Annotated in this window: 23 protein-coding genes; 12 read left to right on the plus strand and 11 right to left on the minus strand. The window is 72.3% G+C overall.

All coding sequences use genetic code 11. The features are described 5' to 3' along the window. On the plus strand, nt 1-132 hold a 132-nt coding region (locus tag J4H92_RS02205; RefSeq protein ID WP_208096487.1), incomplete at its 5' end, for an integrase core domain-containing protein. Between the two features lie 75 nt (nt 133-207). On the opposite strand, the gene J4H92_RS02210 is transcribed toward J4H92_RS02205, so the two are convergent. The 3 genes from J4H92_RS02210 to J4H92_RS02220 form a co-directional block, all read right to left on the minus strand. Next, nucleotides 208-513, minus strand: coding sequence for an antibiotic biosynthesis monooxygenase family protein (locus tag J4H92_RS02210; protein WP_208095486.1), 306 nt, complete (start codon nt 511-513; stop codon nt 208-210). 113 nt (nt 514-626) lie between these two features. Continuing rightward, nucleotides 627-1,070: a carboxymuconolactone decarboxylase family protein gene (locus J4H92_RS02215; protein WP_208095489.1), complete on the minus strand. Its 444-nt coding sequence runs from the start codon at nt 1,068-1,070 to the stop codon at nt 627-629. After that, on the minus strand, nt 1,067-1,525 hold the full coding sequence (locus J4H92_RS02220) for a MerR family transcriptional regulator (RefSeq protein ID WP_208095490.1): 459 nt from the start codon (nt 1,523-1,525) through the stop codon (nt 1,067-1,069). The genes J4H92_RS02215 and J4H92_RS02220 overlap by 4 nt, the downstream gene beginning before the upstream one ends. Before the next feature lie 78 nt (nt 1,526-1,603). Here J4H92_RS02220 and J4H92_RS02225 point away from each other — a divergent pair, with 78 nt between their 5' ends. Continuing rightward, on the plus strand, nt 1,604-2,152 hold the full coding sequence (locus tag J4H92_RS02225; protein WP_208095492.1) for a GNAT family N-acetyltransferase: 549 nt from the start codon (nt 1,604-1,606) through the stop codon (nt 2,150-2,152). 14 nt (nt 2,153-2,166) lie between these two features. Here the strand turns inward: J4H92_RS02225 and J4H92_RS02230 are convergent, their stop codons facing one another. Then, on the minus strand, nt 2,167-2,568 hold the full coding sequence (locus J4H92_RS02230; RefSeq protein WP_341782972.1) for an NUDIX hydrolase: 402 nt from the start codon (nt 2,566-2,568) through the stop codon (nt 2,167-2,169). 47 nt (nt 2,569-2,615) lie between these two features. Between J4H92_RS02230 and J4H92_RS02235 the strand changes: the two genes are divergently transcribed. After that, the gene (locus J4H92_RS02235) at nt 2,616-3,284 is read left to right on the plus strand and encodes an SDR family oxidoreductase (RefSeq protein ID WP_208095494.1); all 669 of its coding nucleotides are present in this window, start codon (nt 2,616-2,618) and stop codon (nt 3,282-3,284) included. Between the two features lie 81 nt (nt 3,285-3,365). On the opposite strand, the gene mscL is transcribed toward J4H92_RS02235, so the two are convergent. Beyond that, on the minus strand, nt 3,366-3,830 hold the full coding sequence (gene mscL / locus J4H92_RS02240; protein ID WP_208095495.1) for a large conductance mechanosensitive channel protein MscL: 465 nt from the start codon (nt 3,828-3,830) through the stop codon (nt 3,366-3,368). Between the two features lie 206 nt (nt 3,831-4,036). Between mscL and J4H92_RS02245 the strand changes: the two genes are divergently transcribed. Genes J4H92_RS02245 through J4H92_RS02265 form a run of 5 tightly spaced genes read left to right on the plus strand, consistent with a single transcriptional unit; the run spans nt 4,037 to nt 10,014 of the window. Continuing rightward, nucleotides 4,037-4,900 carry an NrtR DNA-binding winged helix domain-containing protein gene (locus J4H92_RS02245; protein WP_208095497.1) on the plus strand — a complete coding sequence of 288 codons (864 nt, stop codon included), beginning with the start codon at nt 4,037-4,039 and terminating at the stop codon, nt 4,898-4,900. Next, a complete protein-coding gene (gene nadA / locus J4H92_RS02250) occupies nt 4,897-6,222 on the plus strand; it encodes a quinolinate synthase NadA (RefSeq protein WP_208095499.1) in 1,326 nt (441 codons plus the stop codon). Before J4H92_RS02245 ends, nadA begins: the two co-directional genes overlap by 4 nt. Continuing rightward, the gene (locus J4H92_RS02255; RefSeq protein ID WP_208095501.1) at nt 6,219-7,916 is read left to right on the plus strand and encodes an FAD-binding protein; all 1,698 of its coding nucleotides are present in this window, start codon (nt 6,219-6,221) and stop codon (nt 7,914-7,916) included. Before nadA ends, J4H92_RS02255 begins: the two co-directional genes overlap by 4 nt. Next, a complete protein-coding gene (nadC, locus tag J4H92_RS02260) occupies nt 7,910-8,806 on the plus strand; it encodes a carboxylating nicotinate-nucleotide diphosphorylase (protein WP_208095503.1) in 897 nt (298 codons plus the stop codon). Before J4H92_RS02255 ends, nadC begins: the two co-directional genes overlap by 7 nt. Next, nucleotides 8,803-10,014, plus strand: coding sequence for an aminotransferase class V-fold PLP-dependent enzyme (locus J4H92_RS02265; RefSeq protein WP_208095504.1), 1,212 nt, complete (start codon nt 8,803-8,805; stop codon nt 10,012-10,014). The genes nadC and J4H92_RS02265 overlap by 4 nt, the downstream gene beginning before the upstream one ends. An 8-nt stretch (nt 10,015-10,022) precedes the next feature. On the opposite strand, the gene J4H92_RS02270 is transcribed toward J4H92_RS02265, so the two are convergent. The 5 genes from J4H92_RS02270 to J4H92_RS02290 form a co-directional block, all read right to left on the minus strand. Then, a complete protein-coding gene (locus J4H92_RS02270; RefSeq protein WP_208095506.1) occupies nt 10,023-11,252 on the minus strand; it encodes a DUF4192 family protein in 1,230 nt (409 codons plus the stop codon). A gap of 119 nt (nt 11,253-11,371) precedes the next feature. Continuing rightward, on the minus strand, nt 11,372-11,848 hold the full coding sequence (sufU, locus tag J4H92_RS02275; RefSeq protein ID WP_208095507.1) for a Fe-S cluster assembly sulfur transfer protein SufU: 477 nt from the start codon (nt 11,846-11,848) through the stop codon (nt 11,372-11,374). Continuing rightward, entirely contained in the window at nt 11,845-13,191 is a 1,347-nt protein-coding gene (locus tag J4H92_RS02280; protein ID WP_208095509.1) for an aminotransferase class V-fold PLP-dependent enzyme, read from the minus strand. The genes sufU and J4H92_RS02280 overlap by 4 nt, the downstream gene beginning before the upstream one ends. A gap of 31 nt (nt 13,192-13,222) precedes the next feature. Beyond that, nucleotides 13,223-14,473 (minus strand): MFS transporter, encoded by a 1,251-nt coding sequence (locus J4H92_RS02285; protein ID WP_243751919.1) that lies wholly within the window; start codon nt 14,471-14,473, stop codon nt 13,223-13,225. Next, nucleotides 14,470-15,585: a DsbA family protein gene (locus tag J4H92_RS02290; RefSeq protein WP_208095511.1), complete on the minus strand. Its 1,116-nt coding sequence runs from the start codon at nt 15,583-15,585 to the stop codon at nt 14,470-14,472. The genes J4H92_RS02285 and J4H92_RS02290 overlap by 4 nt, the downstream gene beginning before the upstream one ends. A 43-nt stretch (nt 15,586-15,628) precedes the next feature. On the opposite strand from J4H92_RS02290, the gene rsmI reads away from it, so the two are divergent. The 4 genes from rsmI (at nt 15,629) to dxr (ending at nt 19,342) form a co-directional block, all read left to right on the plus strand. Then, entirely contained in the window at nt 15,629-16,468 is an 840-nt protein-coding gene (rsmI, locus tag J4H92_RS02295; RefSeq protein ID WP_208095513.1) for a 16S rRNA (cytidine(1402)-2'-O)-methyltransferase, read from the plus strand. 37 nt (nt 16,469-16,505) lie between these two features. Continuing rightward, complete coding sequence (locus J4H92_RS02300) at nt 16,506-17,021, plus strand: hypothetical protein (RefSeq protein ID WP_208095515.1); 516 nt, start codon at nt 16,506-16,508, stop codon at nt 17,019-17,021. Between the two features lie 121 nt (nt 17,022-17,142). Then, nucleotides 17,143-18,180: an FKBP-type peptidyl-prolyl cis-trans isomerase gene (locus tag J4H92_RS15675; protein WP_208095516.1), complete on the plus strand. Its 1,038-nt coding sequence runs from the start codon at nt 17,143-17,145 to the stop codon at nt 18,178-18,180. A 79-nt stretch (nt 18,181-18,259) separates the two neighbouring features. Further along, nucleotides 18,260-19,342, plus strand: a complete 1,083-nt coding sequence (gene dxr / locus J4H92_RS02310; protein WP_208095517.1) for a 1-deoxy-D-xylulose-5-phosphate reductoisomerase — start codon at nt 18,260-18,262, stop codon at nt 19,340-19,342. A gap of 271 nt (nt 19,343-19,613) precedes the next feature. On the opposite strand, the gene J4H92_RS02315 is transcribed toward dxr, so the two are convergent. Further along, on the minus strand, nt 19,614-22,565 hold the full coding sequence (locus J4H92_RS02315) for an Ig-like domain repeat protein (protein WP_208095518.1): 2,952 nt from the start codon (nt 22,563-22,565) through the stop codon (nt 19,614-19,616). Nucleotides 22,566-22,681 lie beyond the last annotated feature (116 nt).

Raw genomic sequence — 22,681 nt, forward strand, 5'->3', positions numbered from 1 at the left:
GACAGCGAAGAAGCCAGGGCCGCAACATATGGCACCTGGCTCCATCACTACAATCATCACCGACCCCATACCGGGATCGGTGGGCAGACACCCTCAGATCGCGTTCACAACCTCACTGGGAACTACATCTAGGCCGGGCCGTGGCCCGCGGCGGAGCGGCGGTTGCGACCCCGGGCCGCGGATCCCTGCACGGGAGCGGCGGCCGCCTCAGCCCAGATCGACGACCTCGAACTCGAGCAGTTCGGCGCCCTGAGCCACGGGCGGCCGCTGCTGCCCCTCCGGCCCGGCGTGCGCGTCCTTCGCCCGCCCGTCGCGCCACGCCGCGAAATCCTCCTCCGATGCCCAGGTGGTCACGACGAAGTAGCGGTCCTCCCCGGCGGTCGGCCGCAGCAGCTGGAAGCCCTCGAACCCGGGCGACCCGTCGACCGCGTGCTTCCGCGCGGCGAACCGGGCTTCGAGCTCCGGGCCGGCGCCCTCGGGAACCGAAAGAGCGTTGATCTTGACGACGGACATCGCCGCCTCCTCCCTGCGCGGCTACCGCGCGGTCGCGTGATGTGTGCTCTCAGCACCCTATCCGTGCAAGCTCCGGGTATCCACCGAGACGTGTCGCGACGATTCGACGGAACCTAGGCGATGGGCAGCAGCCCTCGTTCGGCGAATACGCGTTTCGCTGCGAAGGTCGCATTCAGCGCGCGCGGGAACCCGCAATAGACGGCCGCATGCAGGAGCGCTTCGATGATCTGCTCCGGGGTCAGGCCGGCGTTGAGGGCGGCGCCCACGTGGATCTCGAGCTGGGGCTCGCAGCCCCCGAGAGCGGTGAGCATGCCGAGGGTGACGAGCTGCCGGTCCCGGGGCTCCAGCCCTGGGCGCGCGTAGATCTCGCCGAATCCCCAGGCGACGACCTGGTGGGCGAGTTCCGGCGAGATATCGTCGAGCGCTTCGACAACCTTCGAGCCCGCTCGTCCATCGACCGCTTCGAGCACTGTCCGCCCGCGCTCGAAGCGCCGCCGTCGCTCAGCGGTCTCGGTCACGGCTGCGGTCGTTCCGGTGGTCTCAGTCGTATCGGTCATCTGTCCGTTCCCCTCTCGGTCGGCGATCGCCGTGCGGTCTCCGCCGACGGCTCCGGGTCGCTCCCAGCGTGTGTGCTCGGCGCGGCGAGCACGGCGCGGTAGGCGGTGGTTTTCTCTGCCAGTGCCCGCTCGTGAGCGCGCAGCCGCGCGATCTGCTCGCGCAGTTCTTCGCGGTGCGCCTCGAGCAGCCGCAGCCGCGACTCGGTCGTCGCAGAGCCCTCCTCGCGCAGTCGTGCGTACCTGCGCATCTGGGCGACCGGCATGCCCGTCTCGCGCAGCCGGAGCAGAAACCTTACCCACTCCACGTCCGCGGGCGAGTAGCGACGGTGATTGCCCGGATTCCGGGCGACCGGGCGGATCAACTCGGCGCGCTCGTAGTAGCGCAGGGTATGCGCCGATACCCCGGTCGTCTCGCTCATCCGGGCGACGGACAACCCGGCCTCATCCGCTGTCATGGCAGCAGCCTAGGAGTTCGAGCGCGCTCTCAGTCAACATGCGCCCGTCGCTCGTGGCTCCTCGGGTAGGCTGACGCCATGTCGTCGTCTCCGTCGCACGTCCCCGCCCCGCTCGTCGGCCCCCTCGTCACGCTGCGCGCGCCCGAGCCGGGAGACACCGGCCCGCTGCTCGCGATCCTGCAGGAGCCAGAGGTCTCGGAGTGGTGGGTCGGCTACACCCCCGATCGCGTCCGAGAGGACTTCATCGATCCGCCGACGGGCCGGATCATCGAGGTCGAGGGGGAGTGCGCCGGGGCGATGATGGTGCTCAGGGGAGAGGATCCCGAGTATCCGACCACCGTGATCCACCTCTTCATCGGCACCCGGTTCCGCGGCAGGCGCATCGGCGAGGAGGCGCTCGCGCTGGCGATCCGCGGCGAGTTCGCCGCCGGCATCAGCCGCGTCACCCTCGACCCGAATGCGAACAACCACGGCGCGATCCGCAGCTACGAGCGGCTGGGGTTCAAACGGATCGGCGTGCTGCGTGACTACCAGGTGCGGCCCGGCGGGCATCTCGAGGATGCGCTGTTCCTCGACCTGACCCGCAGCGACTTCCCCGACGGCCCTCCGCTGCCCGAGCGTCGCTGAGGCGGTTGGCGGCGTCACTCGGCCGGAAGCGACCGGAGCGCGGGGAACACCTGCTCCGTGTTGAGCGGCGCCAGGTCGTCCCGCGGGCGGGCGGGATCCACCCACTCGAGACGATCGATCTCGGCGCTCGCCGCGGCGCCGGAGCGATAGGGGTGCTCGTAGACGTGCGCGACCACCGCGTACCCCGGTTCGTTCGCCGCCGCGGAGCGGAACTCGCCCAGCAGCGTGAGGGCGGCTGGATCCAGCCGGACGCCGAGCTCCTCCCGGAACTCCCGCACCGCGGTCTCGTGCGGGGCCTCGCCGGGTTCGGGCTTGCCGCCGGGCAGCATCAGCATGCGCGTGCCCCGCTTGCGCACGTTCAGCACGCGCCCCGCGTCGTCCCGCATCACGACGGCGCTCACACGGATCTCTCCCACGCCTCAACGCTATACCCCGGACGCCGTGCGCGCGTAGACTCGAGGGCATGGCACGCATCATCATTCTCGGGGGTCACGGCAAGATCGCGCTGCTCGCGGAGCCGCTGCTCGTCGCGCGCGGCGACCGGGTGACCGCGGTGATCCGCAACCCGGAGCACGCGGACGAGGTCCGAGAGACGGGCGCCGAGCCGCTCGTCGCCGACATCGAGACGCTCGACGTCGCGGGCCTCGCCGAGCTGGTCTCCGGTCACGACGTCGTGGTCTGGAGCGCGGGAGCCGGCGGCGGCGACCCGGCGCGGACGCGCGCGGTGGATCGAGACGCGGCGATCCGCTCGATCGACGCCGCCGCTCGTGCCGGGGTCGCGAGATACGTGATGGTGTCGTACTTCGGGTCCTCGCTGCAGCACGGCGTCGACCCGGAGAACGCGTTCTTCCCCTATGCCGAGGCGAAGGCGGCCGCCGACGAGCATCTGCGCGCCAGCGACCTCGACTGGACGGTGCTCGGCCCGAGCGCGCTCACCTCGGAGGAGGGGAGCGGTCTCATCGACACGGCCGCCGCCGAGGCGCGGCGGGTCTCGAGGGCGAACGTCGCTCGCGTGATCGCCGCTGTGACCGCCGCTGCCCAGGGCGGTCGCGGCACGATCCGGCGCACGATCCGCTTCAACGACGGCGCGACGCCGATCGCGGAGGCGCTTCGCGCCGGCACGTCGGGCTGAGATCGCACGTCCGGAGGATCCTCGGGGGCGAGGATCTCAGCCCGAAGCGCGATCTCAGCCCGGAAGGCGCTCGCGCCGCTCCTACTGGGCGCCGTGCGCCCCGTGCGCGGGGCCTTCGCCGCGCACGGCCGGACGCTGCTCGGGTGCGCCGCCGGTCTCCCGCTGCGCCAGCAGGTCCCTGATCTCGACGAGCAGGTCGGTCTCGGTCGGGGGCTCCTCCTCGTCCTCGGGCTTGTGGCCGTGCTTGCGCACGTAGGCGGCCTCGTTCAGCTTGTTCATCGGCAGGATGATGACGAAGTAGACGACCAGCGCGATCAGCAGGAAGTTGATCAGGGCGCCGAGCACCGCTCCCACGCCGAGCGAGACCGGGCCGATCTGCCACACGGCCTTGTTGATCTCGTCCGCGTTGAAGATCGCGGCGATGAGCGGGTTGAAGATCCCGTCGACCAGCGCGTTCACGATGGAGGTGAACGCCGCGCCGATGATCACGGCGACCGCCAGCTCGATGACGTTTCCGCGCATGATGAACTCTTTGAAACCCTTCATCGCGGGCTCCTTCCCTCTGTCTGACTGTGTGCCTGTCCGCGCACCCCGCTGCGGCGGTGCCTCGCAGACCAATGTAACCGTTCGGCTGTGAATCGCGCGACGGTCGTCCGACGTGTTGCGCGAGGATTCGGTGTTTCGCGGCGAAAGGGTGTAGTCTCACTTATAGTCAAAGTGACTATAAGTAGGGCTCGGAACGGAGGTGCGGTGTGGACTACTCACGGCTCAGCGTGAGCGAGCGCAGGTTCCTGCCGCCGGCGGTAGCCGTCTCCTCCGTGGCCTTCGCGCTCCGGCCCCCGGTCGGCGCGCTCATCGGCGTCGTCGGTGCGGATGGAGTGTCGTTCGGTCGAGGTGAACGCCGCGCCTCGGTCGATCGGCTCGATCGGGATCGCGACGCCTCGGAGGCGGCGCTGTGGCTGCCCCTGGTCCGGCGCACCCGCCCGCCGTTCGAGGGCGACTGGGCGCTGCCGGGCGGCCCCATCCCCTGGGACGAGACCCTCGTCGACACCGCCCTGCGCACCCTGCGCGCCGCCGTGCGACGCGATCCCGGCTACCTCGAGCAGCTCTACTCCTTCGGCGCGATCGAGCGCTCGGCCGAAGCGCAGCGGCTCGTGACGATCGCCTACTGGGCGCTGTACGGGGAGTCGCAGCTCGATCCCGACGCCGGCCCCGAGCGCGATGAGGTCGACCCCAACGTGGCCTGGTTCTCGGCGGATCGGCTGCCGTCGCTCGCCTTCGACCACACGGAGATCGTCGCCTACGCGCTCGGCCGGCTGCGTTCGAAGACCGAGTACTCTGCGGTCGCCCATCGCTTCCTGGGGGAGTCGTTCACCCTCGCGCAGCTGCGCGAGGTGCGCGAGGCGATTCTGGGCGAGCAGGTGGATCCCGCCAACTTCAGGCGGCAGGCGCTCGCGCAGGGCACCCTCGTCGAGACGGGCGCCACCCAGACCGGCACCAGACACCGTCCGGCCCGCCTCTACCGCTTCCGGCACGGCGCCGAGACCTCCCGGATCTCGGGACCGGCCGTCGTTCCGGCCACCGCCCCATCCCAGAATCGAAGGAAGACCTCATGAGCAGCGTTGCCGAACTGATCCGCGATGCGGCGGACGCCGAGCGCTCCGCCGCCGCCCCGGCGCCCACCCCCTCCCACCGGCGCCCCATCGCGCTCCGGGCGACCGGATCGACCTGCGACACGGATCTCGGGCTCGAGCCCTGGACCATCGACGCCCGGCCCGGATACGGCCCGGGCGCCTCGGTGCGCGACCGCATCCCGGGCGACGCGCCCCGGCAGGGGCCGCTGCCGACCGAGTACACCGACGCGAGCGAGGACGAACTGCACCGCCGGATCATCGCGGCGAAGTCGGCGCTCGGGGAGAGAGTCCGCATCCTCGGCCACTTCTACCAGCGCGACGAGATCGTGCAGCACGCCGATTTCGTGGGCGACTCCTTCATGCTCGCCCAAGCGGCGAAGGCGCATCCCGAGGCCGAGGCCTTCGTGTTCTGCGGAGTGCACTTCATGGCCGAGACCGCGGACATCCTCTCCGGTCCGGACCAGGCCGTGATCCTGCCGAACCTCGCGGCGGGGTGCTCGATGGCGGACATGGCGACCATCGACCAGGTCGAGGACTGCTGGCGGGAACTAGTCGAGGTGCTCGGAGACGAGCCCGACGCCTCGGGTCGTCAGCCCGTGATCCCCGTGACGTACATGAACTCCTCGGCGGCGATCAAGGCGTTCTGCGGGCGCAACGGCGGGATCGTCTGCACCTCTTCGAACGCGCGCACGGTGCTCGAATGGGCCTTCGAGCGCGGTCAGCGGGTCGTGTTCTTCCCCGACCAGCACCTCGGCCGCAACACCGCGAAGGCGATGGGCATCGAGGAGGATCGGATGCCGCTCTGGCGCTCGCACCTGCCCCGCGGCGGCAACAGCGAAGCGGACCTCCGCGAGTCCCGGGTCATCCTCTGGAACGGCTTCTGCTCCGTGCACAAGCGCTTCACCGTCGGGCAGATCGAACGGGCCAGGGCGCAGTTCCCGGGGGTGCGGGTGATCGTGCACCCGGAGTGCCCCGCCGCGGTGGTCGAGGCGGCCGACGGCAGCGGATCGACGGAGTACATCCGCAAGGAGATCGAGGCGGCGAAGCCGGGCGACGTGATCGCGGTGGGCACCGAGATCAACCTCGTCAACCGGCTGCAGGAGCAGCACCCCGAGCTCACGGTGTTCTGCCTGGACCCGGTGGTCTGCCCCTGCTCGACCATGTACCGCATCCACCCCGCCTATCTCGCCTGGACGCTGGAGTCGCTCGTAGCCGGCGATGCGCCCAACCGGATCGTCGTCGACGGCTCCGTGGCGGAGGACTCGCGCGTCGCGCTCGAGCGGATGCTGGCGGCGCGCCCGTGATCCTGATCGCGGGATCCGGGGTGGCCGGGCTGAGCTGCGCGCTCGCCGCGAGCGCGGCCGTCGAGGCGGCCGGATCCGACATCGGCGTGGAGCTGGTGACCCCCGGCGTTCTCCGCGCCGGCTCCGGGGCGGCCGGCGGCAACACCGCGCTGGCGCAGGGCGGCATCGCGGTCGCGCTCGGCGACGGGGACGCTCCGCGCGACCACGCGGCGGACACGATCGAGGCGGGCGCCGGGCTGGTGGACGCCGAGGCCGCCCGGATCCTCACCGCCGACGGCGTGCAGGCCGCGCGGGCGCTGCTCGACGCGGGGTTCGCCGCGGACCGGGATCGCGACGGGCGGCTGCAGCTCGGTCTGGAGGCGGCGCACGGGCGCCCGCGCATCCTGCACGCCGGGGAGGATCGCACGGGCGCCTCCCTGCACGACTTCCTGATGCTGCGGGTGAGGGAGTCGGCGGACGCGGGCCGGATCGTGATCCGCGAGCGCACCGAGCTGGAAGCCCTGCGGGTCGACGCCGGCGCGGTGCGCGGCGCGGTGCTGCGCGACGTCGACGGCGGCGCGTCGGTCGTTGACGCGGCGGCGATCGTGCTCGCCACCGGCGGCTACGGGGCGCTGTTCCCGCGGACGAGCAATCAGGCCGGGGCCCGCGGCGAAGGCATCGTGATCGCGGCACGTGCGGGTGCTCTGGTCGCCGACCTCGAGTTCGTGCAGTTCCACCCGACGGTGCTCGACGGGACCGGGTTCCTCATCTCCGAAGCGGTGCGCGGCGCGGGAGCCGTGCTGCGAGACGGCTCGGGCGAGCGTTTCATGGTCTCGGTCCACCCGGCCGCGGAGCTCGCACCGCGAGACGTCGTCTCCCGTGTCGTGCACCGGGTGCTGCGCGAGCGCGGTGAAGACGCCGTCTGGCTCGATGCGACGGGGATCGAGCGCGACGGCGGCGCGGGCACGCTCGCGCGCAGATTCCCGAGGATCTCCGCGACGGTCGCCGCGCGGGGCCTCGACTGGACGCGCGAGCCGATCCCGGTCTCGCCCGCCACGCACTACACCATGGGCGGCATCGCCACCGATCTCGACGGGCGGAGCTCGCTGCCCGGGCTGTACGCGGCGGGAGAGACCGCCGCGACCGGGGTTCACGGAGCCAACCGCCTCGCCTCCAACTCGCTGCTGGAGGGGCTCGTCTTCGGCCGCCGCGCCGGCGAATCCGCGGTCAGGCACGCCGAGGCGATCGCCGCGGGGCGGACGGTCTGGGAGCCGAACGGCGGCGCCATGCGCGAACTGCTGCTCCGCCGACGCGAGTTTCCGGTGTCTCCTCAGCCTCCCGTCGGCGCGCAGGCCGACCGCGCGCAGGCCGACCGTGCGCAGACCGGCGACGCCTGGGTCCGCGACGCCGTCGCGGCGGGACTCGGCATCGAGCGCGATGCCGCCGGGTTGCGCGCCCTCCGCGAGCGTCTCGCGCCAGAGAGCGGGATGCTCGCCGAACTCGCCGATATGGTCGCGGTCGGTGCCGAGGCCCGCACCGAGTCGCGGGGCGCCCATCAGCGCTCCGACCACCCCGAGACGGATCCGGCCCAGCGCCGCAGACAGGCCTGGATCGCGCCGACGGTCCCCGACGCGATCGCGGTGCCGACGACCTTCACCGACGTCCGACGGAATCGGGCAACGACTTCCGATACGAGGAGCCTCGCCGCATGCTGACCAAACAGATCGTCTCGGAGGCCGTGTCGCGCGCCCTGGCCGAGGACGCCCCCTGGGGCGATCTCACGGCGACGCTCGCGATCCCGTCCGCCTCGCGCATCGACACCAGGATCGTGGCACGGGAGCCGGGAGTGTTCGCCGGCGGACCCCTGATCGTCGAGTCGTTCGGACAGGTGGACCCCGATGTCGAAGTGGCGGGGCTTCTGGAGGAGGGGACCCCGTTCGCGGCCGGCGATGCGCTCGCCCGAGTCTCCGGCCCGGCCCGGGGGGTGCTCACCGCCGAGCGGATCGCGCTCAACTTCGCCCAGCGCCTCAGCGGGATCGCCTCGCTGACCGCGCGATACGTGGCCGAGACGAGCGGGACCCGCGCGCGGATCGCCGACACCCGCAAGACCACCCCGGGGCTCCGCGCTCTCGAGAAGCACGCGGTGCGTGCGGGCGGCGGCTCGAACCACCGGTTCGGGCTGTCCGACGCCATCATGGTGAAGGACAACCATCTCGTCGCGCTCGGGGCCACCGGCGGCGATGCGCTGACCGAGGCGCTGCGACGGCTGCGCGAGCGAGCGGGACACGCCGTCTCGATCATCGTGGAGGTCGACCGGCTCGAACAGCTGGAGTACGTGCTCGCCGCCCGGGTCGACGGCGTGCTCCTCGACAACTTCTCGCTCGCCGATCTCGAGGCGGGTGTGGGGATCGTGGACGATCGGGCGGTCTGCGAGGCGAGCGGGGGAGTGAGCCTCGACGCGGTCGGCGCGATCGCGCGCACCGGGGTGGATGTGATCTCGGTCGGACGGCTCACCCATGGCGCCCCGTCGCTCGACCTGGGACTCGACGCCGTCGAGGTCGAAACCGGCTCGGATCTCGCCGGTGCCCCCGCGGTCGAGCGGTGACTGGGACGGCTTCCGGGGCGACGGTTCCGGCATCGCGGCACCCGCGCTCGTCGGCGCCGGACTCCTCCCGGTATCTCGACGCCGCGGCGACGGCTCCCCTGAGGCCCGAGGCCCGGGCCGCGATGATCGCGGCCCTCGATGCGGGCCCGGGCAACCCGTCGAGCGTCCACGCCGCCGGGCATCGGGCCGGGGCGCTGGTCGCGGCCGCGCGCACCTCCGTCGCGGCCGCGCTCGGCGCTCGGCCCGCCGAAGTCGTCCTCACCTCCGGCGGCACCGAGGCGAACAATCTCGCGGTGATCGGTCTCTCGCTCGGAGCGCCGCGCGGTCGGCACATCGTGACGACGCCCATCGAGCATCCCTCCGTGTCGGAGTGCTGCCGATTTCTCGAACGGGTGCACGGCTTCGAGATCTCCGAGGTGCCGGTGGACGGGTTCGGGCGCGTCGACCCCGAGGACGTGGCGGACGCGGTGCGCGAGGACACGACCCTCGTGACGGTGGGCCTGGCGAACGGCGAGGTGGGCACCGTGCAGCCGCTCCCGGAGATCGCCGCGGCCGCGAAGCGGCGCGGCGCGCTCGTGCACACCGACGCGGTGCAGGCCGCCGCGGTGCTGCCGGTCTCGTTCGCGGCGTCGGGGTGGCCGGGCGGCGAGGTCGACGCCATCACGGTCGCCTCGCACAAGTTCGGCGGCCCGCAGGGCTCCGGCGCGCTGCTCGTGAGGACGAGCCTGCCGCTCGAGCCGGTGCTGCACGGCGGCGGGCAGGAGCGCGGGGCGAGATCGGGGACCGAGAACGTTCCGGCGATCGCGGGGTTCGCCGCTGCGGTCGAGGCGGCGGCGAGGAGCGTCGGAACGCGCGCGCTCGCGCTGGTCGCGAGTCGCGACGAGCTCGTCGCGGCGTTGCTGCGTCGCGTGCCCGGCGCCCGCCTGACGGGCCACCCGCAGGAGCGACTGCCCGGGCACGCCTCGTTCGTGCTTCCGGGAGTGAGCGGGGAATCGGTGCTCGTCGCCCTCGACGCGGCGGGGATCGCGGCGTCGTCGGGTTCCGCCTGCGCGGCCGGCAGCGACGAGCCCTCTCCCGTGCTGCTCGCGATGGGCATCGATCCGACGCTCGCTCAGACGGCCGTGCGCTTCACGCTCGCCGAGCCGATCGGCGACGCCCTGATCGACCGGATCGCCGGCGTGGTGTCCCGCGAGACGGGCGGGGGCTGACCGGCGTCTCATCCGTCGCCCACCGGCCTCCTGGTCCAGGCGGGCGGCGTCGCGATGAGGCGCTGCATCATCAGCGAGAGCTCGTGCCCCGGCGTGAGGCGGAGCGCGTCGTCGAGCAACCCGGAGGCGACCGTCTGCGTGCCGCGCAGCCACCACGCCCAGGCGAGAAGCGCGAGCAGACCGGGGCGCCGTGCCTCGGGCGTGTGCGCGGCGATGCTCCCGACGACCTCGATCGTCCGCCGGATCTTCTCGGCGCCCGCTCGTTGAGCGGCCAGCGAGCACAGAATGCGGCGTATGCTCCATCCCCGGGCCGGCCCGGGCGTCGGACCCGCATCGAGGTCGATCGGCACCTCCGAGAACCGTCCCGGTACGAGATCTTCGGCCTCCTGCACCGCGTCCATGACGAAGCGCGCCCGCGTCACGGCGGTGAGCGCCAGCAGCAGCCACCGGCGAGGGTCCTCCGCGGCGCGCACGAAGCGCGCGCACAGGCGAGAGTCGGGCACGTCCTCCGACCGGAAGCACGCCTCCGCGACCCGCGCGGTTCCGTGCAGCCAGACCGAGGCGTCGGCCCGAGACGCGCGTGCCGTCTCCTCCGCGCCGGATCCGCCCGCCTCTTCCCGGTCGGGGGATTCGCGCCGATCGAGCTCGGCGAGCCGGTCGACGACCGCTGCGGCGCGGCTCGCGTCCGCCGGGCCGATCCGGCCGAGCTCCGAGAGCGGCCGCGGGGCATCGGTGGGACCGATCGCCGCCGCGGCCGCGGCAGCGATCGGGCTCGCGCGGATCTCGTCGAGCGGTCGACCGACCCGGGGCCGCGCCTCGCCCATCAACGAGGCCCAGCCGTCCCGCGCCATCACCGCGAGGTCTCGCAACCGCCATCCCTCGCGGCGGAACCGCCCGCGCAGCTGGCGCGCGAGGCCGCGCCAGGGCGCGCCGCCCGACGACGCGAAGGCGTCATCCGAGACGATGACGAGCGCCGGGGCCTCGGCGCCCGCGCCGGTCGCCCGCAGCAGTTCGCACACCGCGTCGATCAGGAGTCCCATCCCGGGATCCTCTTGATCGCGGGGAAGATCCATGCGGGCGACGTGACCGCTCCGGCTCCCCTCGAACATCACGATGAAGAGACTGTTCTCCGCGGTGAACCCCGTGAGGAACGGGAGCGCGGCGAGCAGGTCGGCGGTCGTCCCGCAGCGGAGCACGCTCCGCTGATCGGATCCGGTGAGCGGTGGGGGAGGAGGCATGCGTCCAGGCTGGGCGATCGTTGCGCCTCGAATCGGGTTCTCCCCGGAAACGACGCCGCTTCAGCGGGCTGTCAGAGAAGACCGCCGCTGTGGAGGGCGAGTGGGCGGAGCCTGCGGGATCAGGCCTCGAGCTGCCTGAGGTCCGCCTCGAGCGCCACCCAGCCGAGCATCGCGCACTTCACCCGCATCACGAACTTGGAGACGCCCTGGAAGGCGATCGCGTCGCCGAGGAGATCCTCGTCGGGCTCGGCCTCGCCGCGCGACTGGATCATCTCGCGGAAGGCGTCGATGCGCCGCCGGGCCTGAGCGGGCGTGAGCGACCGGCCCTCGTCGTCGCCCTCGCGCACCAGCTGAGCCAGGACCGACGCGGACGCCATCGAGATGGAGCAGCCCTGCCCCTCCCAGGCGAGGTGCTCGATGCCGCCCGTCGCAGGATCCACGGCGATGCTCAGGGTGAGCTCGTCGCCGCAGCTCGGATTGAACTCGTGGTGCGAGGCGCTGAGCGCTCCCTCGGGGGGCTCGAAGGGACCCTTGCCGATCGGGCGCCGCGAATGATCGAAGATCAGCTCCTGATAGAGCCCGTCGAGCCCGCTCATCGCGCGGACCCCGCTCCCGGCGTCGCGCTCGGGGCCACCGTGCCGAAGTAGCGCTGCGCGCCGCGCAGCCCGTCGAGGAAGCGATCGACCTCGTCCTCGGTCGTGGTGACGTGCACGCTCGCCCGGGTGCTCGAGGCCATGCCGAGCGCGCGGTGCAGCGGCTGCGCGCAATGATGCCCCACGCGCACGAGAACGCCCTGCTCGTCCAGGAACTGTCCCACGTCGTGGGCGTGCAGGCCCGCAACCTCCACCGCGGCGAGGGCGACCCGCTGCTCCGCGCCCTGCGGCCCGAGCAGGCGGAGCCCCGGCGTCTCGAGGATCCCCTGCACCAGCCGCTCGACCAGTTCGTGCTCGCGCGCCGCGGCGCGGGCCACCCCCACGTCCCGGTTGAACGCGACGGCCTCGCCCAGGGCGACGATCTGCGAGACCGGCTGCGTGCCGGCCTCGAAGCGCATCGGGGGCGGCAGGAACTCCGCCTCCTCCATCGTGACCTTCGTGATCGCGCTGCCGCCGGTGCGCGCGGGCGGCAGCGCCGCCAGCAGCTCCTCGCGACCGTAGAGCACGCCGACGCCGTTCGGCCCGAGCATCTTGTGGCCGGAGAAGGCCGCGAAGTCCACGCCGAGCTCGCCGAAGCGGACCGGCAGGTGCGGCACCGACTGGCAGGCGTCCAGCACCGTGATCGCGCCGACCTCGCGGGCGAGTGAGGCGAGCTCGGCGGCCGGTGAGAGGAAGCCGGTCACGTTCGACACGTGCGAGAAGGCGAATATGCGGGTTCGCGCATTGATCGCGGCCCGTGCGTCGTCGATCGACCAGGTGCCGTATTCGTTCACGGGAATGTAGCGGAACGCGGCACCCGTCTTCTTCGCGAGCCGCTGCCACGGGATCAGATTGGCGTGGTGCTCCGCCTCGGTCACGAGGATCTCGTCGCCCGCGCCGAGCGCGAAGCGCTCGCTGCCGGTCACGCCGAGTCCGGCGTTCGCCTCGCCGATGCCGAGCGCGATGATGTTCAGCGCGTCGGTCGCGTTCTCGGCGAAGACGATCTGCTCGGGGCGGTCGGCGCCGACGAACCCGGCCACCGTCGCGCGCGCGCCCTCGAAGAGCTCGGTCGCCGATCCGACGGCCCGACTGGTGCCGCGGTGCACCGCGGCGTTGGCGTGCTCGAGGAACGCTCGCTCGGCGTCGAGGACACGCGCCGGCCGCTGCGAGGTCGCCGCCGCGTCGAGATAGGCGACGGGGCGGCCGCCGGCCGACGGGGGATCGGAGAAGTACGGAAACGCGGCGCGCAGATCCGCGACCTCGTCCGGCGTGATCGGAGTCGGATCGGGGGAGGGCATGGGCACCATTCTCCCACTCCCGCAGGGGTCGTGGACGGTTTCAGTTGTGCTGAGAGCGAAGCCCCGGGAACGCGACCAGATTGACGAGCGCGGCGCCGACCGCGAGCACGGCCGAGGCGAGCGGCAGGGCCATCGCCGCCGCGGTGCCGACCTCGCCTGCCGTCAGGCCCGTGACCGCCGTCGCCGAGGATTGACCCACCATGATGCCGGTCCCCACCATGCTCATCACCGTCGCGGATCGGCCCTCCGGGGTGCGCGCGGCGGCGAGGCTGAAGACGGTCACCAGCAGCGGTCCGATGCCGATCCCCGTGAGGGCGAGCGTCCAGGCCATGCCGGGCACGTCGGAGACGAACTGCAGCAGCACCGTCCCGGCCGCCGTGACGCCGCTGAACACGAACCAGCGGGTGCGCAGGGAGAAGCGGGGCGGCAGCCAGGCGACCCCGATGGCGAGGATCGCCGATCCGATCCCCATGACGCCGTAGAGGAGCCCGGCCTGCTCCGCGATGCCCCGATCCCGCAGGAACGAGGTCAGCGCGGTCAGGGTCGAGCCGAAGAACAGGCCGACGGCGGTCGCCCCCAGGACCACCAGAAGCAGCTCCGGTCGCCAGAGATCCCGCACGGGTGCGAGGGTCGCCAATCGCTCGGAGGCGGAGACCGCGGGCGCGCTCGTGCGATGGAGGGCGAACGCGGAGACGAACACGAGGCTGAGGATCGCGGCGCCCGTCACCGGCGCCCAGCCGCCGAAGACGGTGGCGAGAAGCCCCACCACCACCGGCCCGAAGACGAAGACCACCTCGTCGGCCGCCGACTCGAACGCCAGCGCAGTGGAGAGGGTCTTCGGCTGATCCTCCGTCCTGACGGTCGAACGGATCGCCCCGAGCAGTCGGGTCCGCGACATCGGCGAGGTCTGCGGCGCCGTCGTCCCGACGAGGAAAGCGAACAGGAGCAGCGTCCATTCGGGGAGACCGCCGTACGCCACCCAGGCGAGCAGGCCGAGCGCGGCGCTGTTGGCCGCGGCGAGGACGAGCAGCGTCGGGCGCTGGCCGTAGCGATCCGCCGCCGCCCCGATCAGCGGACCGAAGCATGCGACCCCCAGCCCGACCATCGCCGAGGTGAGCCCGCCGAGCTGCATCGACCCCCTGGCCGACACCGCGAGCGTCAGCACCCCCACGACCATCATGGCGTAGGGGAAGCGCGAGACGACGGCCAGGGGCGCGTAGCCCGGTCCGACGCGGGCGATCAGCGCCCGCAGCCCGGAGGGCGAGGCGCGCTCGGCACCGCCGGTCGTCAACTCGTCTGCTCGTCGTAGAACTCGCGGAAGGCCGCCGCGTCGTCGGGAGCGCCCGTGTAGAGCACCCCGTTCACCAGCACCGTCGGGGTGCCGGAGAGGCGGGACTCCTGGTCGATCGCGTTCGGGACCGGATTCGCGAGCGCCCAGTCGTTCAGCGCCTTCACGAACGGGACGAAGCGCCCGCTCTCGATGCAGTCCGCGACGCCGGGGTCGAGGTCGGCGCCGCTCGCCTGCGCGGCGAGAGCGATCAGCCCCGCATCGTCCACATCCTCGCCCGGTGACGGTTGCACCGCGGGGTCGAGGAGCGCCGCATGCAGCTCCCAGGCGTGCTCGGGCTGGATGTCGACGGTGCAGACCACGGCCGCCGCCGCACGGGCGGAGTAGCCGCCCTCGTTCCCGCGGTCGAGGAAGGAGAGCGGTACCAGCTCCACCGTGGTCGAGCCGTCGCCGAGCGCCTCTTCGAGCAGATCGCCGTTCGCCAGCTCGAACGCGGCGCAGTGCGGGCAGCGGTAGTCGACGTAGACGAGCACGTCGTTCCGTCCGCTCTCGCGCTCGACCCTGGTGGGTTGCGGCGCGGTGCCCGACGGAACGGGATCGCTGCGCACGGGCTCGCCGCCCTCGGCGAAGACGATGCCGCCGCTGGCCATGTTCGCGGGCCATTCGATGGCGGACTCCTCGCTCTCCGGGGGGACGGTCTCCTCCGCGCCCGGCGAGTCGCCCGTGCCGGGTGCGAGCTCGGCGACGCCGGTGCCGAGGGCCGTGCCGAGGGCGAGCACGCCGCTGAGCAGGGCGATCAGGACGGCGACGGCGGCCGCTCCGACGCCGGTGATCGCAGCGGCTCGCAGCTGCCCGCGCCGCACGAGCGCGACGATCCCGAGCACGGCCGCGAGGATCCCGAGGCCCGCCCCGAGCGCCACGAGCGGATTGAAGTAGAAGGCCGAGACCGCGCTGGTGAGGAGCGCGAGCAGGCCGAGGCCCATGGCTGCGATGGACAGGCCGCGACCGGTGCTCGAGGGGCGCCGCGTCGCGTAGGGGTTGGCGGGCGGCACCGGCACCCACTGCCGATCTCCGGCCTGCGGGCTCTCCGGATCGCCGTGCTCGTTCTCGCTCATGGCTCCATTCTTCCAGCCCGCGCCACCGCGTACCATGTGAAGCATGATCCTGCTGGCAGCGACTCCGATCGGCAACCTCGGAGACGCGTCGCCCCGCCTGCGCGAGGCGCTGGCCGACGCCGAGGTGATCGCGGCAGAGGACACCCGCCGCACCGCGCAACTCCTCGCGCTCCTGGGCATCCCGCGCCGCGCGGAACTCGTCGCCCTGCACGACCACAACGAGCGCACGCGCGCGGCCGAGCTGGTCGACCGCGCGGCCACCGCGGAGGTGGTGCTCGTGAGCGACGCCGGCATGCCCACGGTCTCCGACCCGGGTTTCCGCGTCGTGCAGCTCGCCGCGGAGCGCGGGGTGCGGGTGAGCGTGATCCCCGGTCCGAGTGCCGTCATCGCCGCCCTCGCCGTGGCGGGGCTGCCGACGGACCGTTTCGCATTCGAGGGCTTCCTCCCCCGCAAGAAGGGCGAGCTCGCCCGGTTCCTGGCCGAGCTCCGCTCCGAGCGGCGCACGATGGTCTTCTTCGAGTCGCCCGCCCGGACCGCCGGCTCGCTGCGCGCCCTTGCCGACGCGTTCGGATCGGATCGCCCCGCAGCCGTCTGCCGGGAGCTCACGAAGCTGCACGAGGAGGTGCGCCGCGGCCCGCTCGACGAGCTGGCGGCGTGGGCCGAGGACGGAGTGCGCGGAGAGATCGTGCTCGTCGTCGGAGGCGCCCCCGAGACGAGCGTCTCCGCCGCGGACGCGCTGGCCGAGGTGCGGCGACGCGTGGCCTCCGGAGACCGGCTCAAGGACGCGGCACGGGAGGTGGCGGCGGCGACCGGGGGGTCGGCGCGCGAACTGTACGCGGCGGCGATCGCGGCCGGTCCGGGTCGAGGAGACGCAAGCGGATGAGAGCCGTCCGGAGCGCGAACGGCGGGGAGGAGCGGCGATGACGGTAGGACGAGCGGGATCCTCGGTCGGAGGCCTCGGAGTGGAGCTCTGGCGGTTCGCGATCCCGGTGCTCTGGCTCGGGATGGTGGCGGCGATCAGCTTCGTCGAGGCGCCCCTGAAGTTCCAGGCGCCGGGCATCACCATCCCGCTCGGGCTCGGCATCGGGCGGCTCGTCTTCGCCGCCCTGAACCTCGCCGAGGGCGTGCTCCTGAGCGCGCTCGTGCTGCTGCACCTCTGGCCCCGCGCCGCGCGAGCATCGCGCGGCAGACTGCGGTGGCTGCTGCTGCTGGTCGCCGTGTTCGTCTTCAAGGTCGCCGTCGTGCGCCCGCCGCTGAACGCCCGCACGGACCTCGTGCTCGCCGGCGCCGAGCCGGGGCAGTCGATCTGGCACTACGTCTACATCGCCTGCGACGCGGCCACGATGGCTCTGCTGATCGTGCTCGTCATACAGGCCGGCCGGGCGATTCGGGTGACCGCGCGCACGGCCCCGGCGCCCGGATCGGCGCGCGGCTGACTCGCTGCGCTACCAGCTTTCGTGAACCTTCGGGTGTGATACTCGTTGGGGTGCGCAGTCGCGCATCGACGACCGACCCCACGTCTCTTCCGCAGACGTGCAGACCGTGAAGAGGCTCCACGTGAAGCGTACCCGCGCCCTGTCGACGATCACCCTGCCCGCCGTGCTCGTGGCGGTTCTCGCCGCCACCGGCTGCTCCTTCGGGAGCGACAACGGCGACGAGGGTGAGAACGGCGCCGTCAACGGCGAGACCCAGGCGTGCGCGCCCGCGGGCGAGGCCAGTGGCGCACTGCAGATCGAGGGGGATTTCGGCGCACCGCTGACGCTCGCCTCCGAGACGCCGATCGAGGTCGCCGAGCTGGAGCGCTCCGTGCTGATCGAGGGCGAGGGCGAGGAGATCGCCGAGGACGAGCTCGTCCTCACCCAGCTCTCCGTCTTCAACGGCGTGACGGGGGAGACGCTCGCCCCCACGGCACCGACCGCCGTCACCAACGGCGCCGACGAGAGCACCTTCCCGGCCTGGGTCACGGAGACGATCGCGTGCTCGACCATCGGCGACCGCGTCGCGGCGGTGGCCCCGGCCTCGAAGGTGCTCGGCGACGGCCAGGCCGCCAGCTACGGCATGGAGGACGCCGACGCGCTCGTCATGGTCTTCGACGTCCTGCGCGCGCCCGCGCTCGAGCGCGCCGAGGGCGAAGCCCAGGAACCGGTCGACGGGCTCCCGACGGTCGAACTGGCCGAGAACGGCGCGCCGACCATCACCATCCCCGAGGGTGAGGACGCCCCGAAGGAGCTCGAGATCGTGCCGCTCATCGAGGGCGACGGCGCCGAGGTGGGCGAGACCGACTCCGTCTACCTGCACTACACCGGCGTGGTCTGGAGCAGCGGCAAGGAGTTCGACTCCAGCTGGACGAACGGCACCCCGATCATGCTCCCGGCGAACCAGTTCGTTCCCGGCTTCACGAAGGCGATCACCGGGCAGAAGGTCGGCTCTCAGATCCTCGCCGTCATCCCGGCCGACGAGGGCTATGCGGAGGCCACCGCCGAGCGCCTCGCGGCCGCTGATGCCACGGAGGACGACGTGATGGTGTTCGTGGTCGACATCCTCGACGCGATCCCCGCGCAGGAGACGGCGGACGCGGAAGAGGACGCCGAGTAGCGCGAACCCCGGAGGCGACCGTCGTCGCGGTGCGGCGCGCGGCTCCGCTCCGCGGGAGTCATCCGACAGAATGGTGGCTATGAGACGCGTCATCATCCTGGGCTCCACCGGTTCCATCGGCCGCCAGGCCATCGAGGTGATCCGATCCAACCCGAACGGGTTCGAGGTGGTCGGCCTCGCGGCCGGAATCCGATCGGACCGCCTGCGCGAGCAGGCGGAGGAGCTGGGCGTCGAGCACACCGCCCTGGGCGCGGACGAGTCCGCGGCGCTGGTGCGCGACGTCGAGGCCGATGTGGTGCTCAACGGCATCACCGGCTCCATCGGATTGGGGCCGACCATCGCGGCGCTCGAAGCGGGCCGCACGCTGGCCCTCGCCAACAAGGAGTCGTTGATCGTGGGCGGTGCGCTGGTGAAGCGGCTCGCGAAGGCCGGTCAGATCGTGCCGGTCGACAGCGAGCACTCCGCGATCGCGCAGGCGCTCCGCGCGGGCTCCGAGTCGGAGGTGCGGCGTCTGGTGCTCACCGCGAGCGGCGGTCCGTTCCGGGGCCGCAGCCGGGAGGAGCTCGCGGACGTCGCGCCCTCGGAGGCGCTCGCCCATCCGACCTGGAACATGGGCCGGGTCGTCACCACCAACTCCGCGACCATGATCAACAAGGGGCTCGAGGTGATCGAGGCGCATCTGCTCTTCGACGTGCCCTACGCGGACATCGAGGTGGTGGTGCACTCGCAGTCGATCGTGCACTCGATGGTGGAGTTCAGCGACGGGTCCACCATCGCCCAGGCCTCGCCCCCCGATATGCGTCTCCCCATCTCCCTCGCCCTCGACTGGCCGCACCGGGTCTCCGGCGTGGGCGCCCCGCTCAACTGGGCGGCCGCCCAGAGCTGGGACTTCGAGCCCCTCGATTCCGCGGTGTTCCCGGCGGTGTCGGTGGCCAAGCAGGTGGGCCGCGCGGGGCGCACCTTCCCGGCCGTCTACAACGCGGCGAACGAGGAGGCGGTCGAGGCGTTCCACGCCGGAGGGATCGGGTTCCTGGGGATCGTCGAGACGGTGCAGTCCGTGCTGGACGTCCACGACCCGCCCGCCGAACTCACCCTCGACACGCTCGCCGACGCGGAGCAGTGGGCGCGCCGGCAGGCCCAGAAAGTTATCGCGTCCGCTTGACGCTGACCGAGCACGCCCATTTCTGGGCGTGCTCCCGGCGCGCCGAGGGCGTCTCGCCCTAGGGGGGGGTCTGCCGCTTCCGGCAGGCACAGAAAGTTATCGCGTCCGCTTGACACGGTTTATCCCCCCCGAGCGGGACCCTCTTCGGCGAGTGGGACCGCCTTGCACCGTCGAACACGGTCCCGTTCGCGAAACGGGGGTCCACTCGCGGAGCCCGGAGCCCGGAGCACTGGGCCCGGGGCCCGGACGCGGCGGGCTCCGGGCCGACCGGTCAGCGGCGCAGGATCGTCAGCTTCGCGGAGGTCGCCGGGGCGATCGAACGGAGCGAGGAGCCCCGGTAGCCCGCCCGGTACTCGTGCCGGCCCTTCGCCACGGCGCGGGCCTTCACGACGACCCGGTACCGGCCCTTCGCGTCGACCCGCACCGTGCGGACGGCTTTGCCGTTGCGGGTGATCACCACGCTCGGTCGTTTCGCGCCCGACTTCGCCGCGATCCGGACCTTGCCCGAGAGCACGATGCGCTTGCCCGGGCGGAGGTTCACCAGGTCGCTGCGCAGGGTGACCGCGGCGGCGTGGCTCCTCACGTGCAGTGCCGCGCGCGGGGAGGCCTGCTGCGTCGCCCCCGGCTCGGCGGCTGACGGCACGTGGAGGAACGAGACGGCGAGCTTGCCGGTGCGCGGCGCCGTGGCCCGCAGCGTCGCCCGGCCCCTCTCGTCGAGTCGGATGTACGATCCCGTCGCGCGCCCGTCGATCAGCAGGCGGACGCGTCCGCCGACCGGGGCGCCCGAGCTCTTGGAGGCGACGGAGACCCGGGCCGAGAAGGGCTTGCCGCGGGCCACGACGGTCTGGGGGAGGGAGATCTTCGCGACCGTCGCCGGGGCGGCGACGACGAGTTCTGCGGCGCCCGCGTTCGAGGGGTCGAAGACGTCGTCGCCGAGGTACGTCACCGCGATGGTCCTCCTCCCGGCGGTCGCGAAGGCCGGGAGCTCGACCCGGGCGCGCCCCGCCTCGTCGAGCGTCGCGTCCGCGGTCAGCGGCACGCCGTCGACGGTCACCTCCGCTCTGCCGGTGGGGGTGGGAGTTCCCGAGCGGGATCCGCTCACGTCGATCAGCACCGCCGAGCGCTCGCCGATGCGCGGCGAGGGCTGCTCGACCGAGGCCCGCGTCACGCTCTCCGCGCCGCGGACCCGGACGATCGCGGTGTCGCTGCCGGACGGGTCGAGCACCGCGTCGCCGTCGTAGCGCGCGTCGAGGTGGTGCGTCCCTCGGGGCAGCGCGATGCGGAAACGGGCCAGCCCGCGCGCGTCGAGCTCGGCGCTGCCGATCTCGTCGCCGTCGGCGAGCAGCGAGACGCTCCCGGTCGGCGCATCTGCCGCGGCCGGAGCGGTGACCCGCACGTCGGCGACGACGCGCTCGGTCGACTCGGGCGACGGATCCAGGATCGAGAGAGCGACGAGGGAGAGCGACTCGGTGGTTCGCTTGTCCACCACGCCAGCCGTCGCGACGGAGGTGTACTCCTGGCTGTCGAAGCGGCTCTCGTCGGCGACGTCGGTCACGCCGACCCGCAGTCGGTAGCGTCCTACACGATCGAGGAGCTCGGTCTCGGTGACGTCGTCCTGGGTCACCCGGTAGGTCTTGCCGACGGCTCCCGGGATCGGCACCGGCGTCGCATCGCCGCGCTGCCGGTACCACTGGAAGCGCAGGTGCACCCCGGTGTCGTCGGCGCTGTCGGTGGTCCACCAGTCCGCTTCGGCGTCGGCGGCGAGCACATCGCCCTGCGCCGGTGCCCGACCCGGGGCCGTGGTGTTGGAGATCGCGATGGTCTGCTCGGGGTCGAGCACGCTCGGCGTGGTAGCGCCGCACGACTTGCGGCCGAGGCTGTTGAACACCGCGAGCGTCGAGTCCGGGGTGCTGGATGACGGGTTCGAAGCGTGCGGCACGGTCAGTCGCGCGGCCTCATCGGTCGTCCACTGCATCGCCCCGCTGTCGAAGCGCCACCGCGCGGTGGCCTGCACCGACTTCGCGGCCAGCACGGCGGTGGCGTACCGCTGCGGCGGGATCGTCCAGCTGACCTCCTGTTCGACGGTCTCGGTGTCGCTCCAGACCTTGCCCCATTCGGTCGAGGTCTGCACCTCGACGCTCGCGGAGAGGAAGGCGCCCACGTCGAAGGAGTAGCTCGTGGTGACCGATAGCCCCGTGGTGACGGAGGTGCTGTACGAGTTGCTCCCGCCCGCCGAGATCGTCGTCGTCAGCGGCGCGGATCCGCCGTTGAAGATCGACTGCGCCGTGCTGCCGGTGCCGTTGGGTCCCGCGCACCCGATCGTGTGCCATACGGGACGAGGCTCGTGGACGATCTTCATGCGGTCGACCCGCTCCCACTGCGAGGAGAGCTGCTCGCCGGTGGTCCCGTCCCGCAGTAGACCGGCGCAGCGGCTGGGGTCCTTCCCGCAGCGGGCCACGGCGTGGGCGACGGCGGAGCTCAGGATCGCCTTCGTGAGCTCGTCGCGATGCTCGGGCGAGAGCGTGTACCTGTTCGCCGCGCCCTCGTAGTCGTACACGTTGAACTGGGCGAAGGCGCGTTCGGTCGCGTCCAGGCTGTCGCAGTTCTTGATCGTCGCAGTCACCTGACCGAACGGCGCCTGCTCGATGAGCCCGTCCTTCTTGGTGATGAGGCAGCCGTAGGTGTCCTTGCCGTGTCCGGCGCTTCGGATGTAGAACTTGCCGTCGATCGCCTCCGAGCGGGGCCAGTCGTTCGCGCGGGAGACCGGCCACCAGGGGTTCCACCCGCCCTCCTGCGTGTTCACCTGGGTCGCCGCGGGCTGGAAGAACCAGCGCTGCGCAGAGTTGGTTCCGCACTCCCGGAGGTCCGCATCATCGCCGGTGGCCTGCAGGCACTGCTCGTCGTCGGTGCCGATCGAGGAGCGGAGCACGATCTGGAACGTGCCCTGCCACGGCGCGTCGCCCGCCGACTCGGGTTCGTTCAGCGTCGGGCGCAGATACCAGGTGTCCGCGTCGGGAATGTTGTCGCTCGCGATGTCGCTGAACCCGCTGCGGAAGGTGAGGCACTCGAGCGCTCCCACGCAGTCGGCGCTGCCCTCGGCGGCGCGGGCGGGCGCGGGCGCGGCGGCGGGGAGCAGCGTCGCGAGCAGCGCCCCCGCGAGGAGCACCGCGAAGAGCGCCGTCGCGAAGCGGCGCGGACGATCGGATGGGAGGGCAGTGATCATGGTTCACCTCGGAGGACGATCGAGCGGCGGCGCCGCTCTCGGGATGGGTGCACGGTTCACTGTAAAGATTCTTGATGGCGCTATGGTGTCATGGCCTATAACCGCCATATTCTGGA

It is taken from the genome of Leucobacter weissii (assembly GCF_017565745.1).
GTDB lineage: Bacteria > Actinomycetota > Actinomycetes > Actinomycetales > Microbacteriaceae > Leucobacter > Leucobacter weissii.

What these genes read in the sequence shown, in the direction of transcription:
- J4H92_RS02315 (WP_208095518.1), bottom strand. Translation starts at nt 22,565, where the DNA reads ATGATCACTGCCCTCCCATCCGATCGTCCGCGCCGCTTCGCGACGGCG.
- J4H92_RS02220 (WP_208095490.1), bottom strand. Translation starts at nt 1,525, where the DNA reads ATGACAGCGGATGAGGCCGGGTTGTCCGTCGCCCGGATGAGCGAGACG.
- J4H92_RS02225 (WP_208095492.1), top strand. Translation starts at nt 1,604, where the DNA reads ATGTCGTCGTCTCCGTCGCACGTCCCCGCCCCGCTCGTCGGCCCCCTC.
- nadA (WP_208095499.1), top strand. Translation starts at nt 4,897, where the DNA reads ATGAGCAGCGTTGCCGAACTGATCCGCGATGCGGCGGACGCCGAGCGC.
- J4H92_RS02215 (WP_208095489.1), bottom strand. Translation starts at nt 1,070, where the DNA reads ATGACCGATACGACTGAGACCACCGGAACGACCGCAGCCGTGACCGAG.
- rsmI (WP_208095513.1), top strand. Translation starts at nt 15,629, where the DNA reads ATGATCCTGCTGGCAGCGACTCCGATCGGCAACCTCGGAGACGCGTCG.
- sufU (WP_208095507.1), bottom strand. Translation starts at nt 11,848, where the DNA reads ATGAGCGGGCTCGACGGGCTCTATCAGGAGCTGATCTTCGATCATTCG.
- mscL (WP_208095495.1), bottom strand. Translation starts at nt 3,830, where the DNA reads ATGAAGGGTTTCAAAGAGTTCATCATGCGCGGAAACGTCATCGAGCTG.
- dxr (WP_208095517.1), top strand. Translation starts at nt 18,260, where the DNA reads ATGAGACGCGTCATCATCCTGGGCTCCACCGGTTCCATCGGCCGCCAG.
- J4H92_RS02300 (WP_208095515.1), top strand. Translation starts at nt 16,506, where the DNA reads ATGACGGTAGGACGAGCGGGATCCTCGGTCGGAGGCCTCGGAGTGGAG.
- nadC (WP_208095503.1), top strand. Translation starts at nt 7,910, where the DNA reads ATGCTGACCAAACAGATCGTCTCGGAGGCCGTGTCGCGCGCCCTGGCC.
- J4H92_RS02210 (WP_208095486.1), bottom strand. Translation starts at nt 513, where the DNA reads ATGTCCGTCGTCAAGATCAACGCTCTTTCGGTTCCCGAGGGCGCCGGC.
- J4H92_RS02290 (WP_208095511.1), bottom strand. Translation starts at nt 15,585, where the DNA reads ATGAGCGAGAACGAGCACGGCGATCCGGAGAGCCCGCAGGCCGGAGAT.
- J4H92_RS02270 (WP_208095506.1), bottom strand. Translation starts at nt 11,252, where the DNA reads ATGCCTCCTCCCCCACCGCTCACCGGATCCGATCAGCGGAGCGTGCTC.
- J4H92_RS02280 (WP_208095509.1), bottom strand. Translation starts at nt 13,191, where the DNA reads ATGGTGCCCATGCCCTCCCCCGATCCGACTCCGATCACGCCGGACGAG.
- J4H92_RS02235 (WP_208095494.1), top strand. Translation starts at nt 2,616, where the DNA reads ATGGCACGCATCATCATTCTCGGGGGTCACGGCAAGATCGCGCTGCTC.